At 73.0% G+C, this 15,762-nt stretch carries 9 protein-coding genes, 1 tRNA gene, 1 other RNA gene and 1 pseudogene; 3 read left to right on the top strand and 9 right to left on the bottom strand.

The genetic code is table 11. The features are described from left to right. Nucleotides 1–32: 32 nt before the first annotated feature. The 3 genes from purD to ffs all read right to left on the bottom strand — a co-directional run bounded on the left by purD (nucleotide 33) and on the right by ffs (nucleotide 3,881). On the bottom strand, nucleotides 33–1,295 hold the full coding sequence (purD, locus tag ACWGJM_RS38145; protein ID WP_453416340.1) for a phosphoribosylamine--glycine ligase: 1,263 nt from the start codon (nucleotides 1,293–1,295) through the stop codon (nucleotides 33–35). Between the two features lie 130 nt (nucleotides 1,296–1,425). After that, on the bottom strand, nucleotides 1,426–3,702 hold the full coding sequence (locus tag ACWGJM_RS38150) for a DNA polymerase III subunit gamma and tau (RefSeq protein ID WP_453416341.1): 2,277 nt from the start codon (nucleotides 3,700–3,702) through the stop codon (nucleotides 1,426–1,428). 80 nt (nucleotides 3,703–3,782) lie between these two features. After that, an RNA gene (gene ffs / locus ACWGJM_RS38155) (signal recognition particle sRNA small type) lies at nucleotides 3,783–3,881 on the bottom strand. Between the two features lie 72 nt (nucleotides 3,882–3,953). Between ffs and ACWGJM_RS38160 the strand changes: the two genes are divergently transcribed. After that, nucleotides 3,954–4,041 (top strand) — tRNA-Ser (locus ACWGJM_RS38160). A gap of 439 nt (nucleotides 4,042–4,480) precedes the next feature. After that, nucleotides 4,481–4,621 (top strand): hypothetical protein, encoded by a 141-nt coding sequence (locus ACWGJM_RS38165; RefSeq protein WP_453416385.1) that lies wholly within the window; start codon nucleotides 4,481–4,483, stop codon nucleotides 4,619–4,621. A 49-nt stretch (nucleotides 4,622–4,670) separates the two neighbouring features. Here the strand turns inward: ACWGJM_RS38165 and ACWGJM_RS38170 are convergent, their stop codons facing one another. The 3 genes from ACWGJM_RS38170 to ACWGJM_RS38180 form a co-directional block, all read right to left on the bottom strand. Then, nucleotides 4,671–5,633: a DMT family transporter gene (locus tag ACWGJM_RS38170; RefSeq protein WP_453416342.1), complete on the bottom strand. Its 963-nt coding sequence runs from the start codon at nucleotides 5,631–5,633 to the stop codon at nucleotides 4,671–4,673. Between the two features lie 319 nt (nucleotides 5,634–5,952). Further along, the gene (locus ACWGJM_RS38175) at nucleotides 5,953–7,353 is read right to left on the bottom strand and encodes an MFS transporter (RefSeq protein WP_453416379.1); all 1,401 of its coding nucleotides are present in this window, start codon (nucleotides 7,351–7,353) and stop codon (nucleotides 5,953–5,955) included. A gap of 73 nt (nucleotides 7,354–7,426) precedes the next feature. Next, nucleotides 7,427–9,307 (bottom strand): glycoside hydrolase family 15 protein, encoded by a 1,881-nt coding sequence (locus ACWGJM_RS38180; RefSeq protein WP_453416343.1) that lies wholly within the window; start codon nucleotides 9,305–9,307, stop codon nucleotides 7,427–7,429. A 499-nt stretch (nucleotides 9,308–9,806) separates the two neighbouring features. Between ACWGJM_RS38180 and ACWGJM_RS38185 the strand changes: the two genes are divergently transcribed. Then, entirely contained in the window at nucleotides 9,807–12,515 is a 2,709-nt protein-coding gene (locus tag ACWGJM_RS38185) for a SpoIIE family protein phosphatase (RefSeq protein WP_453416344.1), read from the top strand. A gap of 36 nt (nucleotides 12,516–12,551) precedes the next feature. On the opposite strand, the gene ACWGJM_RS38190 is transcribed toward ACWGJM_RS38185, so the two are convergent. From ACWGJM_RS38190 to ACWGJM_RS38200, 3 genes and pseudogenes are all read right to left on the bottom strand, one after another. Beyond that, nucleotides 12,552–14,366 carry a copper resistance CopC/CopD family protein gene (locus tag ACWGJM_RS38190; protein WP_453416380.1) on the bottom strand — a complete coding sequence of 605 codons (1,815 nt, stop codon included), beginning with the start codon at nucleotides 14,364–14,366 and terminating at the stop codon, nucleotides 12,552–12,554. 135 nt (nucleotides 14,367–14,501) lie between these two features. After that, nucleotides 14,502–15,273, bottom strand: a pseudogene (locus ACWGJM_RS38195) (SDR family NAD(P)-dependent oxidoreductase). Beyond that, entirely contained in the window at nucleotides 15,270–15,743 is a 474-nt protein-coding gene (locus ACWGJM_RS38200; RefSeq protein WP_453416381.1) for a cupin domain-containing protein, read from the bottom strand. The pseudogene ACWGJM_RS38195 and the gene ACWGJM_RS38200 overlap by 4 nt, the downstream one beginning before the upstream one ends. Between the last annotated feature and the right edge of the window lie 19 nt (nucleotides 15,744–15,762).

The following is a 15,762-nucleotide window of genomic DNA, read 5'->3' on the forward strand; positions in this document are numbered from 1 at the left end:
GGGTCTCCACAAGGGGCTTACGACCGGCGGTTTTACGCGCCCGCCGCGTCCAGAGCCGCCTTCGCCGCGATGTCCGTGCGGTGCTGGGATCCGTCGAGGCGGATCCGGGCGACGGCGGTGTACGCCCGGTCGCGCGCCTCGGTCAGGTCCTTGCCGGTGGCTGTGACGGACAGCACACGTCCGCCGGCGCTCAGGACGGTGTCGCCGTCGCGCCTGGTGCCGGCGTGCAGGACGTAGGCGTGGGGGGCGTCCACGGTCGCCACGTCGTCGAGGCCGGTGATCGGGTCACCGGTGCGCGGGGTGCCGGGGTAGTTGTGCGAGGCCACGACCACGGTGACGGCCGCGTCGTCGCTCCAGCGCAGCGGCTCCAGGTCGGTCAGGGTGCCGTTCGCGGCGGCGAGCAGGACTCCGGCCAGCGGGGTCTTCAGACGGGCCAGCACGACCTGGGTCTCCGGGTCGCCGAAGCGGGCGTTGAACTCGATGACCCGTACGCCCCGGCTGGTGATCGCGAGACCGGCGTAGAGAAGGCCGGAAAACGGCGTGCCCCGGCGGCGCATCTCGTCGACGGTCGGCTGGAGGACGGTTTCGAGCACCTCCTCGACCAGCTTCGGGTCGGCCCAGGGCAGCGGGGAGTACGCGCCCATGCCGCCGGTGTTCGGGCCCTCGTCGCCGTCCAGCGCCCGCTTGAAGTCCTGGGCGGGCTGAAGCGGGACCACCGTCCGGCCGTCGGTGATCGCGAAGAGCGAGACCTCCGGGCCGTCGAGGAACTCCTCGATGACGACGCGCTCGCAGCCGGCCGCGTGGGCCTTCGCGGCGTCGATGTCGGAGGTGACCACGACGCCCTTGCCGGCGGCCAGCCCGTCGTCCTTCACCACGTACGGGGCGCCGAAGGCGTCGAGGGCCTCGGCGACCTCGTCGGCGCTCGTGCACACGTACGAGCGGGCGGTCGGTACGCCGCCCGCCGCCATCACGTCCTTGGCGAAGGCCTTGGACCCCTCGAGCTGCGCGGCCTCCTGGGAGGGGCCGAACACCGCGGTGCCCGCCGCGCGCACGGCGTCGGCGACCCCGGCGACCAGCGGGGCCTCCGGGCCCACCACCACCAGGTCGGCGCCCAGCTCGGTGGCCAGCGCGGACACGGCCTTGCCGTCGAGCGCGTCGACCTGGCGCAGCTCGGCGACCTCGGCGATGCCGGCGTTGCCGGGGGCGCAGTACAGCGCGGTGACGTCGGGGTCGAGGGACAGGGAGCGGCACAGGGCGTGTTCGCGGGCGCCGCTACCGATGACGAGGACCTTCACGGGGTCAGCCTATCCGGCGTTCCTCATAAGAGCCGGGGGGTGGGGAGCTTGTGCGTTCCTACGAGGGGCGCGAGGGGCACGAAGGACGCCACACACGAAGGACGTCACGGCGGACGCGGGCCCCGAAGAGCTACTCGTTGGTGAACTCCTCCACCACCGTCGCCCCCAGCTCCCGCACGATGAGTTCATGGCCGGAGAGGGCCGACTCGTCGAGGTCGGGGTCGTCGTCCTCGGGGATGTCGTCCTCGGGGGAGACCGGGGCCGGCTCGGGGGCGGAGGCCTGGCGGGGGGCGGAGGCCGGGGCGGCGGGGGCCGAAGACCCGGCCTGCGGCGCGGACGGGGCAGACGCGGACGGCTGGGGAGCGGCCGGGCGCTGCGGGGAGGCGCTCGCGGTGCCGGGGCCGCCGTAGCCGCCACCGGCGCCGCCGCCTCCGCCGTACCCGGAGGGGCCGGATCCGCCGAAGCCGCCGCCCCCGCCGCCCGACGGGGGTGCCGAGCCACCGGAGGGGTCGACGACGGCCTCGATCTTCCACTGCACGTTGAACTGCTCGGCCAGCGCCTGCCGCAGCACGTCCTCGCTGCCGCTGCTCGCGAAGTTGTCGCGGGCACCCGCGTTGACGAAGCCGAGTTGCAGGGTGGTGCCGTCGAAGCCGACGACCTGGGCGTTCTGGCTGAGCAGGATCCAGGTGAAGCGGCGGCGGTTCTTGACCACCTCCAGGATGTTCGGCCAGAGCATGCGTGGGTCGAGGCCACCGGTGGCGGCGGGGGCCTGGTGCGCGGGCGCGGGCTGGGCGGGGGTGGGCTGGGCGGCGGCAGGGGCAGGGGGTGCCGTGGGTGTGGACGGCTGTCCGCCGCCGGCCGGGGCAGCCGTGGGCCAGCCGCCGGGCCGTCGGCCGCCGCCGGCGGGCTTGGCGGTGGGCCAGGCGCCGGGGGCCGGAGCGGTCGCCGAAGCAGGGGTCGGGGTGGGTTCGGGGGCCTGCGGGGAAGCGGGGGGCGCGGGGGAAGGGGCGGGCGCGGGCGCCGGGGAGGGGGCGGGCTCGGGCACGGTGGCGGCAGGCGCGCCATTGCCGCCGGTACCGCGCACGGCAGCGCGGGCCGCCGCGACCCCGCCACCGGGCGGCACCTGCACACCACCGCTGGCACCACCACTGCCACTGCCACCGCTACCGCCACCACCCGCGTGGGCGTGACCTTCGGGACCGGGGACGTACCCCACGGCGGGCGCGCCCGCGGGCCCCGCGGAGAAGTTGACCCCCCGCTCCAGACGGTCGAGGCGGGCCATGACGGAGCGCTCGTCGCCGTAAGCGGCGGGCAGCATCACGCGCGCGCAGATGAGTTCGAGCTGGAGACGCGGCGAGGTGGCCCCGCGCATCTCGGTCAGGCCCTCGTTGACGAGGTCGGCGGCGCGGCTGAGCTCGGCGGCGCCGAAGGTGCCGGCCTGGGCCTGCATCCGCTCCAGGACGTCGGCGGGGGCGTCGATGAGCCCCTTCTCCACGGCGTCCGGAACCGCGGCCAGGATCACCAGGTCCCGCAGCCGCTCCAGCAGGTCGGCGACGAACCGCCGGGGGTCGTTGCCGCCCTCGATGACCCGGTCGACGACCTCGAAGGCGGCGGCGCCGTCCCCGGTGGCGAAGGCCTCGACAACGGAGTCGAGCAGCGACCCGTCGGTGTACCCGAGCAGCGAGGTGGACATGGCATACGTCACACCCTGCTCCCCCGCGCCGGCGAGCAGCTGGTCCATCACGGACATGGAGTCACGCACGGAGCCCGCGCCGGCCCGCACGACGAGCGGAAGCACACCCTCCTCGACGGGGATGTTCTCCTTCCCGCACACCTCTGCGAGGTAGTCCCGGAGCGTCCCGGGGGGCACGAGCCGGAACGGATAGTGGTGGGTCCGCGACCGGATCGTCCCGATGACCTTCTCGGGCTCGGTGGTGGCGAAGATGAACTTCAGATGCTCCGGGGGCTCCTCGACGACCTTCAGCAGAGCGTTGAACCCGGCCGGCGTGACCATGTGGGCCTCGTCGATGATGTAGATCTTGTACCGGCTGCTCGCGGGCCCGAAGAAGGCCTTCTCGCGCAGCTCACGGGCATCGTCGACACCACCGTGGGAAGCGGCGTCGATCTCGATGACGTCGATCGACCCCGGCCCGTTCCTGGCAAGGTCACGGCACGACTGGCACTCCCCGCACGGGGTCGGCGTCGGCCCCTTCTCACAGTTCAGGCAGCGGGCCAGGATCCGCGCGCTGGTCGTCTTGCCACAGCCGCGCGGACCGCTGAACAGGTACGCGTGATTGACCCGGTTGTTCCGCAGCGCCTGCTGCAGCGGGTCGGTGACATGCTCCTGCCCGATGACCTCGGTGAAGGACTCCGGCCGGTAGCGGCGGTACAGCGCGAGAGACGACACGCTTACGAGGTTATAGGCGCCCACCGACAACGGGCCCCGCCCGAGCCCCTGGCCCCCATCGGCCCCGGCCCCCGGCCCACAACGCAAGCGCCCCCCACGCACCCGCCAGAGCCAACCTACCCTTGCTGCCTTCCGGCCCTGGGGGAGTTCAGTCAGATAGCGCCGCGTGAGGGGCTCCGCACAGAGTACCCGATGCCGGCCTGCGGGAACGAGTTCGCGAGCACCCTCCTCGGTCATGTAATGTTTCCGGCGGAGGATTCGCCTAGAGGCCTAGGGCGCACGCTTGGAAAGCGTGTTGGGGGCAACCCCTCACGAGTTCGAATCTCGTATCCTCCGCCAGTGCCTCACCGGGCACGATGTCGAAGGGCCCCACCGTTCGCGGTGGGGCCCTTCGACGTTGTCCGTCTCAGTTTCCGGTCGCGGCGGTGTGGCGAGCGTCATGGAGGCGGCCGTCTCGTACACCCGCATCCCGGAGAAGCCTCCAGGTCGTTCGTACAGTGGCGCGCTCCACCCGGACGCCATGAACCACGGCCGCTCCACGGTGTGTGGGTCAACGGCGGGTTCTCGGCGGGTAGCCCGTCCGCGCGTGGTCAGCACCAGCCGACCGCCGGTGGCGCCCTGGTCTCCGTTCTGGTCTCATTCACCCCCGTCCGGCACCGTCCGTCACCCGCCCGATGCCCCGCTCCGCCACCGGTGAGGACACCCCGGAGCGCCGCCGAACCCCGAGACGAACTCCCTGCTTGGCCGCCTCGTCGGCTTCCAGCTGTACTCGGTGGACATGATCACGCCTGGATGGTCTGGCGGCCCGGCGAAGACGCCGGTACCGCTGGTGGCGGTCTCCCGTAACGGGATCAGCTGTTCCGGTCTTCAGGCGGCGTACGGCCCCGAGCAACTGCTCACCGCCCGGCGCAGGGCGTGAGCAGGACCGGCTCCTGATGTCGCCGGGGCCTTCGGCGTGTTCCGCGTCGCTATCGAGCCCGGCGGGTGGGGAGGGTCAGGAGGACCAGGCCCAGGCCGAGGACGGTGAGCCCGCACCAGGAGGCGGCCGGGAGGCGTTCGCCGAGGACGGTGACGCCCAGGACCGCTGCGACGGCGGGCTCGGCCAGGGTCAGTGACGTCGCCACCGACGCGGCAGTGCGGCGCAGCCCGTACCCGAAGAGCCGGTAGGCCAGACAGACGGTGAACAGGGCGAGGTACACCGCCACGGTCGCACCGCGGGCGGTGGTGAGCCAGTGCGCGTCGACGGACAGCACGAGCGGCAGGACGAGCAGCCCGGCCGCGCCGAACAGCACGCCCATCACGGCGCCGGAAGGGTGTCCGTCCGTGATGAGCGTGCCCCCGATCAGCGAGTAGGCGGCGTACGACAGTCCGGCGCAGGCGGCGAGCACGACGCCTGGCAGGTCCATCGGCGTGGCATGGCCGGTGAGCTCGGGGCCCAGTACCAGGAGGGTGCAGCCGAGCACGGCGGCCGCGGTCGCGCCGGTCCAGCGTGCGGTCGGCCGGGCCTGCCCGGTGGCCCAGGACAGGAGTCCGGCGAAGACCGGCGCGCTGCCCAGCGCGATCACGGTGGCCACCGCCACCCCGGTCCGGGCCACGGCCGGGTAGAAGGTGACCGGATACCCGGCCACCGCGAGCGCCCCCAGGACGAGCAGCCACCGCTCGCGCCCTGTGCAGGCGGCGGGCAGGGAACGGGCGCTTCGGGAGGTGAGGAACAGCAGGATGCCGCCGAGGACGAGGCCGGCGCAGCCGATGGCCGCCGCCGGTGCGCCGGCCGGGGCCAGGGTGCTCGCCGTCCCGGTGGTACCCCACAGCACGGCCGAGGTCAGGATGGGTGCGGGTCCGCCGAGGAGGCCGGCGCGGGAAGGGCGCGGGCCGATGGCGTCCGGGCGCGCGGGAGTACGGGGGGTGAGGGGAGAGGTGCGGTTCGGCACAGTCGTGAACTTCCGTCATCGAATTCGTCTGGGACTCGATCCGAAACGGGCGCACGACAGGAGCCCCTGACCGGAGTGCCGGTCGACGGGGGCCGGGGATCAAACCGCCGGTGTCTGCGCCCGGTCAGCCGCAGAGAGGCGGCAGGACGACGTGCCAGTACGTGTTCACCCCGCGATGGTACCCAACGGGTACGCGGCCCCTTCGGCGGTCACGGCGTGCCGGTGAGGTGGGCCATCACCTCGCGCCCCGCCCCGTGGCACTGACCCCGCGGGCCGACACCGGCGCGTGGAGCCCGCAGGCCTGACCAGGGGCTGCCCCTCAGGAGTCCATGTCCCGGGTCCTCCGCCGGCCTGGTGGGCCGGACCGTGACAGCGGTCCGGCCCCCTGGTGCGTCTGCGGTCGCCGTGCGGGCCGTGGGAGGAGGGCCGCGGCGCCGAGGCCGCCGAGGCCGATGACCGCCAGGGTGCTCATGGCGGCCGCGTAGGCGCCGCTGGTGAGGCCGGAGACCAGGATGGTGCCGGCGATCGCCGTGCCGAACGAGGAGCCGAGGTTGGAGACGCTGCGGGACAGGCCGGAGATCTCGCCCTGCTGCTCCTCGGGGAAGCTCGACTGGACGACGTTGACCGACGGGGTGAGCATCACGCCGAGGCCGAGCCCGATCAGGAGGAGTCCGGGGACGAAGGCCCAGGCGGTGGTGAAGCTGCCGGCCAGGGCGATGAGCACCGCGATGCCCGCCACGGACACGAGGAAGCCGGTCATGACGAGCGTGCGCTGGGGGCGCCGCTCCGCGAGGCGTTGGGCGGACAGGGAAGTGGCCAGCAGTCCGAGCGTGGCCGCGGTGAAGACGACCCCGGTCTGGATGGCGTCGTAGTGACGTACGACCTGGAGGTAGGCCGCCACCGTGAACGAGGTGCCCATCAGCAACAGCCATTGGACGTTCTGGGTGATGAGCCCGAGGTTGGACGTGCGGTCGCGGAACAGGCCGAGCGACAGCAAGGGCTCCCTGCCGGACTGTTCCCTGGCGCGCACCCAGCGGAAGAACCACATCAGTACGAGGGCCCCGAGGACCAGCAGGCCGATCATCAGCCAGATGTTGTTGTCGGCGGCCAGGATGCCCATCACGACGAGGACGAGCCCAGCGGCGGAGAGTACGGCCCCGCCGGTGTCGAAGGAGCGGGCCGGGTCGGGCGGCAGGGGATCGTCGATGTGCCGGCTGAGCCAGACGATCACGGCGATGACGAGGGCCTGGAACACGAAGGCCGCGCGCCAGCTGATCGCCGTGGTGATCAGTCCGCCGATCAGCGGCCCGGCGGCGGCCCCGACGCCGCCCAGCGCCATGATGATCCCGAATGCGCGGGCCCGGGACGTGACGTCCGGGTGGAGCAGGGTCGTGAGGATGTAGACGGGCGGGATGAGCAGGGCGGTGCCGACGCCTTCGAGGATCGAGTTCCCGAGGATCAGCACACCGAGTCCCGGCGCGGCGGCGCTGAGCAGGGCGCCGATCGCGTAGACGACGAGGCCGGTCAGGAAGCAGCGCTTGCGGCCGTAGCGGTCGGTCAGTTTGCCGCCCGGGATCATCAGCGCGGCCATGACCAGCAGGAAGACCGTGATGGCCACCTGCACGCCCTGGACCGTGGTGTCCAGGTCCTTGCTGATGTCGTTGATCATCACGTTCATGTTGGAGCCGGCGAAGCTACAGATGAACTGCGCAAGCGCCAGAGCGGCGAGAACCCGACTCTGCCCGCCCGAAGCCCCGCCCGAAGCCCCGCCTGACGACCGCGCGCCGACCGGTTCAGCCACCTGTACCGCCCCCGCTCTCGGTGGGCACCGTCAGGCCATGGGTGGCCGGGTGTCCGTGGTCGCCGGTTCCCGGCCTGTTCTCGGCCTTCCCCAGCTCCTCGTCCAGCGCCATCGCCGCGATGACGAGCGAGAGATGCGTGAACGCCTGCGGGAAGTTCCCCAGTTGCTCCCCCGACGGCCCGATCTCCTCGGCGAACAGGCCTACATGGTTGGCGTAGGTGAGCATCTTGTCGAAGGCGTGCCGGGCCTGGTTCAGCCGGCCGGTGCGGGCCAGCGCCTCGACGTGGAAGAAGCTGCACAGACCGTCCGGAGACGCCGTGGGGTCGTAACGGTAGACCAGGCTGTCGCTGACCAGTTCCTCCTCCATGGCGTCGAGCGTGCTGAGCCAGTCCGGGTCGCGCGGGGAGAGGAAGCCGACCCGGGGCATGAGGAGCAGCGAGGCATCGAGCACGTCGGTGTCGTAGTGCTGCACGAAGGCCTGCCGCTTCTCGTGCCATCCGTGCTCGACGATCTGGTCGAACACCCTGTTCCTGACCTCGGTCCAGCGCTCGACGTCGGCCGGCCGGGAGAACTCGACGGCCGCGTGGACGCCGCGGTCGAACGCCACCCAGGTCATCAGCCGGCTGTAGGTGAAGTTCTGCCGGCCGCCACGGGTCTCCCATATGCCCTCGTCGGCCCGGTCCCAGTGGTCGGCGAGCCAGTCCAGGACACCGCGCAGCGCCTTCCAGCCGCGGATCGCGCCCATGTCGCCGCCCACGACCAGGGCGTCGGCGGCCTCGCCGTAGATGTCGAGCTGGAGCTGGCCGGCCGCCGCGTTGCCCGCCCGTACCGGACGTGAGCCCAGGTAGCCCTCCAGGTGATCGAGGGTCTCCTCGGTCAGGTGCGGGTCGCCGTCGACGCGGTACATGATCTGCAACGGGTCGCCCGAGGCGGTGCCTCCGGCCTCGATGCGGTCGCGGAGCCAGCGGCGGAAGGCGTGCGCCTCGGACTCGAAACCCAGGTCGATCAGAGCCCTGACGGAGAGTGCGGCGTCGCGGACCCAGGTGTACCGGTAGTCCCAGTTGCGCTCTCCGCCGACCTGCTCGGGCAGTCCCATGGTGGCCGCGGCGATCGGCGCTCCCGAGGGGGCGTACGTGAGCAGCTTGAGCGTGATCGCCGAACGGTTCACGATGTCCTGCCAGCGGCCCCGGTACGTACACGAACGCAGCCAGGACAGCCAGAAGCCGCGGCACGCCTCCACCTCCTCGGCGATGCCGTCGAGGGAAGGCGGGGGCGGGGCGGAGCCGCCGCTCACCGTGCTCGTCAGCACGACGGCGGCCGCCTGGCCGGCCGAGAGGGTGAAACGGGCGGTGATGTCGTCGTCGTCCGGGCGGAGCGGGACGCCGGTGGTGGACTGGAGATGCAGGTCGGTGCCCGGTCCGTGGAAGACCACGGAGTGGTCGTCGTGCCGCGTGAGCGTGTGCGGGGCACGTCCGTAGTCGAAGCGCGGGCGACACGTGAGGGTGAAGGGCAGGCTGCCCCGGACGACCCGGGCGACCCTGATGAGGGTGTGCCGGTCCGTGGGCTTCGAGGAGTCGACGGGTGCCATGAAGTCGGCGATCTCGCCGACACCGCCGGGCGCCATGAACCGGGTGACCAGGATGGCGGTGTCCGACAGGTACAGCTGGCGGACCGTCATTCCGTTGCCGTCCGGGAGCTCCGCGGCGAGACGGCAGTGGCCTCCTCGCTCACTGTCCAGCAGCGAGGCGAAGACGCTGGGCGAGTCGAAGCGGGGCGTGCACCACCAGTCGATCGTGCCGCCGGACGACACGAGGGCCGCGGTCTGAAGATCGCCGACCATGCCGTGCTCCGCGATGGGCGGGTACCGGTTCACGAGACCTCCTGGGCGATGACGCACCGATGACGCACGTCCGCGCTCGGGCGGACCCCGCCGCGACCGCGCAGGCCAAGCGTCAGGCGCCGCCGGGTCGGCGACCTCACCCATCGCGGGTGAAACCGGACCGATCTCGCCATCGACGCGCGCCTCGGACGGCCGACGGGTAGGCGGCTGCCTCGCGATGTTCTTCATGGCTCCGCTGATCGGGGGCATCCTCGCCGCCTGCAACAGGTGAGACACGGCTGACCGCAGTCGCGCGGCTCTGACTGGCTCCGCGGAGGCCGGTCCGCCCGACCGCTCTTTGTTTTCTGGCCGCTCCTCATTCCGGCCGCTCTTCATTCCGGTTGCTCTTCGTTCCGGTCGCCCGGTGAGGGGCGCCCGCCGGTGTTATGAAGGGTGCATGAGGGTATTTTCCGGGCGTGCTCGGAGCCCTACCGGGCCGGTGGGCGTCGGACGGTCGCGTGAGCGGCGTGTTTCGCTGCTCGATCCGCGCACGATGGCCGGACGGGTGTTCCTGCTCCAGGTCGGGATCGTGGTGCTGCTGGTGCTGGCCGCGGTGGTGGCCGTGGTGCTCCAGGCGGCGCGGGACGCGGTCACGCAAGGGCGGCGGGAGTCGGTCATCGCGGCCCAGTCGTTCGCGAGTGCGCCCGGCATGGTGCAGGCGCTGCACGGCCCGCATCCGTCCGCGGTGCTCCAGCCGCGGGCCGAGGAGGCGCGGAAGCGGGCGGGCGTGGACTTCGTGGTCGTCCTGAACACACGGGGGATCCGGTACACGTACCCCTATCCGCGGGAGATCGGGAAGAAGTTCGTCGGGAACATCGAGCCCGCGCTGCACGGTCGTACCGTCGTCGAACAGGCCGGGGGACCACCCCTGCCGGCGGGCCGGGGGACGGCCGTGCAGGCGACCGTGCCGGTGACCGACGCGCGCGGCAGGGTCGTCGGACTGGTGTCCGCCGGGATCACGGTCAAGAACGTCCTGCGGATGTGGATACCGCAGGTGCCGATCGCTTTCGGCGCCGGTGCGTTGGCGCTGGCGCTGGCCGGAACCGGGACGACGCTGGTGGCCCGGAGCCTGCTGCGGCAGACGCGTGGGCTGGCTCCCGCCGAGCTCGCGGGGATGTACGACCACCATGAAGCGGTGCTGCACGCGGTCCGCGAAGGCGTACTGATCACCGACGCCGAAGGGTGCCTGGTGCTGGCCAACGACGAGGCGGCGCGGCTGCTGGGGCTGCCGCCGGAGGCACAGGGGCGAAAGGTGGACCAGCTGGGGCTGCCGGTGCCGCTCGAACGCCTGCTGACGGCGCCGGAAACGGTCACCGATGAGGTGTTCTTCGTGGGCGACCGGCTGCTGGCGGTCAACAAGCGGCCCACGTTCCCGCGCGCGGGCCCGGGCGGCAGCGTGGTGACGCTGCGGGACACCACGGAGCTCGCGGCGATCACGGGGCGGGCCGAGGTCGCGCGGGAGCGGCTGGATCTGCTGTACGAGGCGGGGGTGAGGATCGGGACGACGCTGGACGTGGAGCGTACGGCCCGGGAGCTGGCGCAGGTCGCGGTGCCACGGTTCGCCGACCTCGTCACGGTGGAGCTGCTGGACGCGGTACTGCGCGGCTGGGAGCCGACGGCCGAGGGGTGGCGGCATCTGCGGCGCGTGGCGATCGCCGGCGATCACCGGACGATACCGGTGTACGAGCTGGGCGAAGTGATCACGTTCTCGGCCGCGACCCCGCAGATGCGGACGCTGCGGGAGGGCCGGGGCGTGCTGGAGACCGACCTGCGGCAGGCGCCCGACTGGCAGGAGCAGGACCCGGACCGCGCCCGCAAGGCGCTTCAGAGCGGTCTGCGTTCGCTGGTGACCGTGCCGCTGCGGGCGAGGGGCGTGTCGCTGGGTGTGGCGAACTTCTACCGGACGGCGGACTCCTCGGCCTTCGACCCGGACGATCTGTCCTTCGCGGAGGAGCTGGCCGCGCGGGCGGCGGTGGCCATCGACAACGCCCGCAGGTTCGCCCGGGAGCACGCGATGGCGGTGACGCTTCAGCGCAGTCTGCTGCCCCGCGGGCAGCCGGAGCAGGACGCGCTGGAGGTGGCCTGGCGGTATCTGCCGGCCGAGGAGGGGGTGGGCGGGGACTGGTTCGACGTCATCCCGCTGCCGGGTGCGCGCGTGGCGCTGGTGATGGGCGATGTGGTCGGCCGGGGGCTGCGCGCGGCCGCGACGATGGGGCGGCTGCGCACGGCGGTGCACAACTTCGCCGCGCTGGACCTGCCGGTCGACGAGGTGCTCGGGAGCCTGGACGAGCTGGTCGTGCGCATGGACAACGAGGAGGGCACCGGCGCGGAGGGCCAAGAGGGGGTGGGAGTGTCGGGGGCGACCTGCCTGTACGCGATCTACGACCCGGTGTCGGGGACGTGCACGGTGGCCCGGGCGGGGCATCCCGACCCGGTGGTGGTGCGTCCGGACGGTACGGTCGTCTGTCCCGAGGTACCGGCCTCGGCCCCGCTCGGTCTGTGCGGCTATCCCTTCGAGACCGCCGAACTGCACCTGCCGGAGGATTCCCAGCTGGTGCTGTACACCAACGGCCTGGTGGAGGACCGCGGCCGCGACATCGACGTCGGGCTGGCGAGGCTGCGCCGGGCGTTGGGCGGCGCCGGGGGACGCGCCCCGGAGGAGACCTGCCAGGCGGTGATCGACGCGGTGAAGCCGGCCCACCGCAGCGACGACATCGCGCTGCTGGCGGCCCGTACCCGGCTGTTCCCGGCCTCCCGCGTGGCCGAGTGGGACGTGCCGCAGGACCCGGCGGAGGTGCCCTGGGTACGGGGCGAGTGCAGGCGGAAACTGCGGGAGTGGGGACTGGACGAGGCCGGGTTCACCACGGAGCTGATCGTGAGCGAGCTGGTCACGAACGCGATCCGGTACGGATCACCGCCGGTCCGGGTGCGGCTGCTCTACGGGCGCTCTCTGATCTGCGAGGTGTCGGACGGCAGCAGCACCTCACCCCGGCTGCGGCGGGCGGCGACCACCGACGAGGGCGGGCGGGGACTGTTCCTCGTGGCCCAGTTCGCGCAGCGGTGGGGGACGCGGTACACCGCCCGCGGCAAGGTCATCTGGGCGGAACAGGACGTCCACGGCGGAGCCCCCGGGATGGCGGCGCCCACGCCGGTGGACGTCCTCCTCGAACAGTTCGGCGACCCCGCCGACTCCGCCCTGTGAGCCGGGACGGCGCCCCGGCGGCCGGCCGGGGCATGCCTAACGCGTGATCCGTACCGTCTTCGACTCGGTCACCTGGTCCAGGTCCGACACCCGTACCGTCACCTTCATCGTCCAGGTGCCGGGAATGGGCACGTTGAGGGAGTCGGAGGCCCAGTAGCCGCCGCGGTCGGTGACCTTGGTGTCGAGCGGGCCGATCTTCTGGGCGGGCAGGGTCAGGGAGATGCGGAGTTCGGGGACGCTGGACAGGCCGCCGTCGGGGCCGTAGACCACCGCCTCGACGGAGTTGCGGCCGACCTTGCCGGGCTCGAGGGTGATCTGCACCTTCCCGTGGCGGCCCTGGCCGACGTCGAAGGGGACCATGGTGACGGAGGCGGTCGGGATACCGACGGCCGCCGACGCCGAGCCGTCCGCCGCGGCCGCGGCCTCCGCCCGGGCGGGCAGGGTGCCCGTGAGGACCGTGGTGATCCCCAGCACGGCGACGGCGACGGCCACCTCGGCCAGGGCCGAGCGGCGCAGGGCCCGGTGGACGTCGGGCGAGGAGGACGAAGAAGGCGAGGCGGGCTTGGGCCGGGCGGCCGGGGAGGACTCGTCACCCGGCTCCGCGGCGGGCTCCGCCTCCGGCAGGGCCGGCCGCGCCCCGACCGGCTCCGGCACCCGTTCCCGTACGGCCCCGCTCACCTCGACGGCCGCCAGCCGTGCCGTCCACTGCCGTGACAAGCCCGCCATCACCAACAGCACGGTCACCGCGGCCAGTTTGGCGACCAGGAGCCGGCCGTACGAGGTGTCGGCGAGCGCCTGCCAGGAGCCGAGGCCGCGCCAGGACTGGTAGACGCCGGTGACGGCCAGGACGGTCACCGAGGCGAAGGCGAGACGGGAGAAGCGGGTCACCGTGTCCGTCGGCACGGTGACGGGTTCGGCCGTCCGGCTGAGAAGGGTGAGCAGCGCGGCCAGTCCGCCGAGCCACACCGCCATCGCCAGCAGGTGCAGCACGGAGGAGGTGATCGCCACCGGCACCTGGATGCCGGCCGAGGCGTGTTCGGCGGCCGCCCAGGTCAGCGCGAGGCCGACGGCGAGCGCGGCGCCGGCCGCGAGCGCGGGACGGCCGGGCGGGGCGGCCCGGCGGCGCAGGAGCAGCAGGAGGGCGCCCGCGACGAGCAGCAGGGCCAGGCGGATGAGCAGGAGCAGGCCCGGGCGGCCGGTCGCGGTGCGGGCCAGCGCGGACATGTCGAAGGCGGTCGCCGGTGAGGTGCCCTCCTCGTACGGGGCGCGCAGCACCAGCAGGACGACGGTGGCCGCGACCAGCGTCCACCAGCCGGTCCTGACCGCCTTGCGCAGCGGGGTGAAGTCGGGCGGGCGGCAGACCGCGGCGAACGCCGACGTGCCGATGAGCAGGGCCGCGGCCATGTACGCCGCGTACCGCCCGATGTTGTAGAGGCTGCCGGTGGCGGGGTCCTCGGTCTGTCCGGGGTCCACCAGCGCGGCGGTCGGGGAGGGTTTGCCGATGGAGAAGGTGAAGGCGCCGGACACCGGGTGGCTGTCGGCCGAGACGACCCGCCAGGCCACGGTGAAGGTGCCCTCGCCGAGCTTGGCGGGCAGGGTGACCCGGGCGGTGTCGGATCGGCCGGGGGCGTGCTGGGCCTCGCCGGTGGAGACCTGGTGGTTGGAGGGGTCGTACACCCGGAAGGAGTCGTCGAGCAGGGCGACGGACTCGGTGAAGGTCAGGGTGACCTGTCGGGGCGCGGACTTGAGGACGGTTCCGTCGGCGGGGTCGGTGCTGCGGACGGCTGCGTGCGCCGAGGCGGGACCGGCTCCGCCGAGGAGGAGCAGGACCAGCATGGTGCCCAGCAGCACCAGCCCCCGAACTCGCCGCTTCCCGCCATGCGCGACACCGCCTCGTGCGTCTGGTCCTCGTACTTCGCCCACGTCACCGCTCCGTCTTCGGACTCGCGTACTTCCCTGTATGTACGCGGCGGACAACCGTTGTGCTCACCACGTGGGGCGCGCCGACACCCCGCCGTCCACCACCAGGTCGTGGCCGGTGATCCAGGAGGCGAGCGGGGAGGCGAGGAAGACGCCCGATGTCCTCGGGCCGGCCCAGCCGGCCGGTGGGCACCGCCTGTTGCCGGCGCCGTACGCCTTCCGGCCAGGCCTCGGCCAGGCCCGCGCGGTCGATCAGACCGGGCGAGACGGTGTTGACGCGGATGCCGTGCGGGCCGTACTCCAGGGCGGCGGCGCGGGCGTGCGTCACGACGGCCGTTTTGGAGGCGCTGTGGTGGGCGTGGCCGGGGGCCGGGTGGGCGGCCTTGATGGAGGCGATGTGGGTGACGCTGCCGCCGCCGCACTCCCGCATCACCTCGGCGGCGGCCTGGGTGCAGGCGAAGACGCCGGCGAGGTTGGTGTCCACGACCGCCCGCCACTCGGCGGCCGGCATGCCGGGCAGCGGCCGGACCGGCTGGACGTCCGCGTTGTCGACCAGCGCGGTCAGCCGCCCGCCACCCCATGCGGCGGCCTTGCGGACCAGTTGGTGGCAGGCGTCCTCGTCGGTGAGGTCGGCCTGGAGGACGACCGAACGGTTGCCCAGGTCCTCGATGGCCGCGGCGAGTTCCCGGGCGGGCTCGAGCGCCGTACGGCTGGGGGTGCCCCCGGTGGGGGAGCACGGCGACCGCCGCGCCCTCCTCGCGAAGCGCAGCGCGATCCCCCGGCCGATGCCGCCGCCGGCGCCCGTGACCAGCGCGATCTGTCCCTGAAGCAGGCTCATGGGCGGCACAGTTGCGCGATCCGGTCCGCCTCGGACGGATAACGCGCGGTGAGGTCCGCCGCGTTCCCGTGTTCGTAGCCCGCGTAGGTGAATCCGGGTGCCATCGTGCAGCCGAAGAAGGACCAGGCGCCGCCCGGCGCCACCCGCGCGCCCATCCAGGTGCCCGCGGGCACGGTGAGCTGCGGGTGCTGCCCGGCGAGGACGCCGGGTCCCAGCACGGGGCTCGCCGATGTCCCGTCGGGGGCGAGGAGCAGCAGGTGGAGCGGGTCGCCGAGGTAGAAGTGCCAGACCTCGTCGGTGGGCAGGCGGTGCAGGGCCGAGTGGTCGTCCGCGGTGAGCAGGGCGACGATCGCCGTGCCCTCGGGCCGGCCGTCGGCCCGCTCCGGCCCTGCCCAGGTCTGCCGGAACAGCCCGCCCTCGCGCGGTATCGGCTCCAGTCCGTAGCGGGCGACCAGGAAGGCGGGCGTCACCGGTCCGTGGGGGTTCGCC

The organism is Streptomyces sp. NPDC054834 (assembly GCF_053611185.1).

Coding starts and splice junctions, on each gene's coding strand:
- ACWGJM_RS38185 (WP_453416344.1), top strand. CDS start 9,807: ATGGCCGGACGGGTGTTCCTGCTCCAGGTCGGGATCGTGGTGCTGCTG.
- ACWGJM_RS38165 (WP_453416385.1), top strand. CDS start 4,481: ATGATCACGCCTGGATGGTCTGGCGGCCCGGCGAAGACGCCGGTACCG.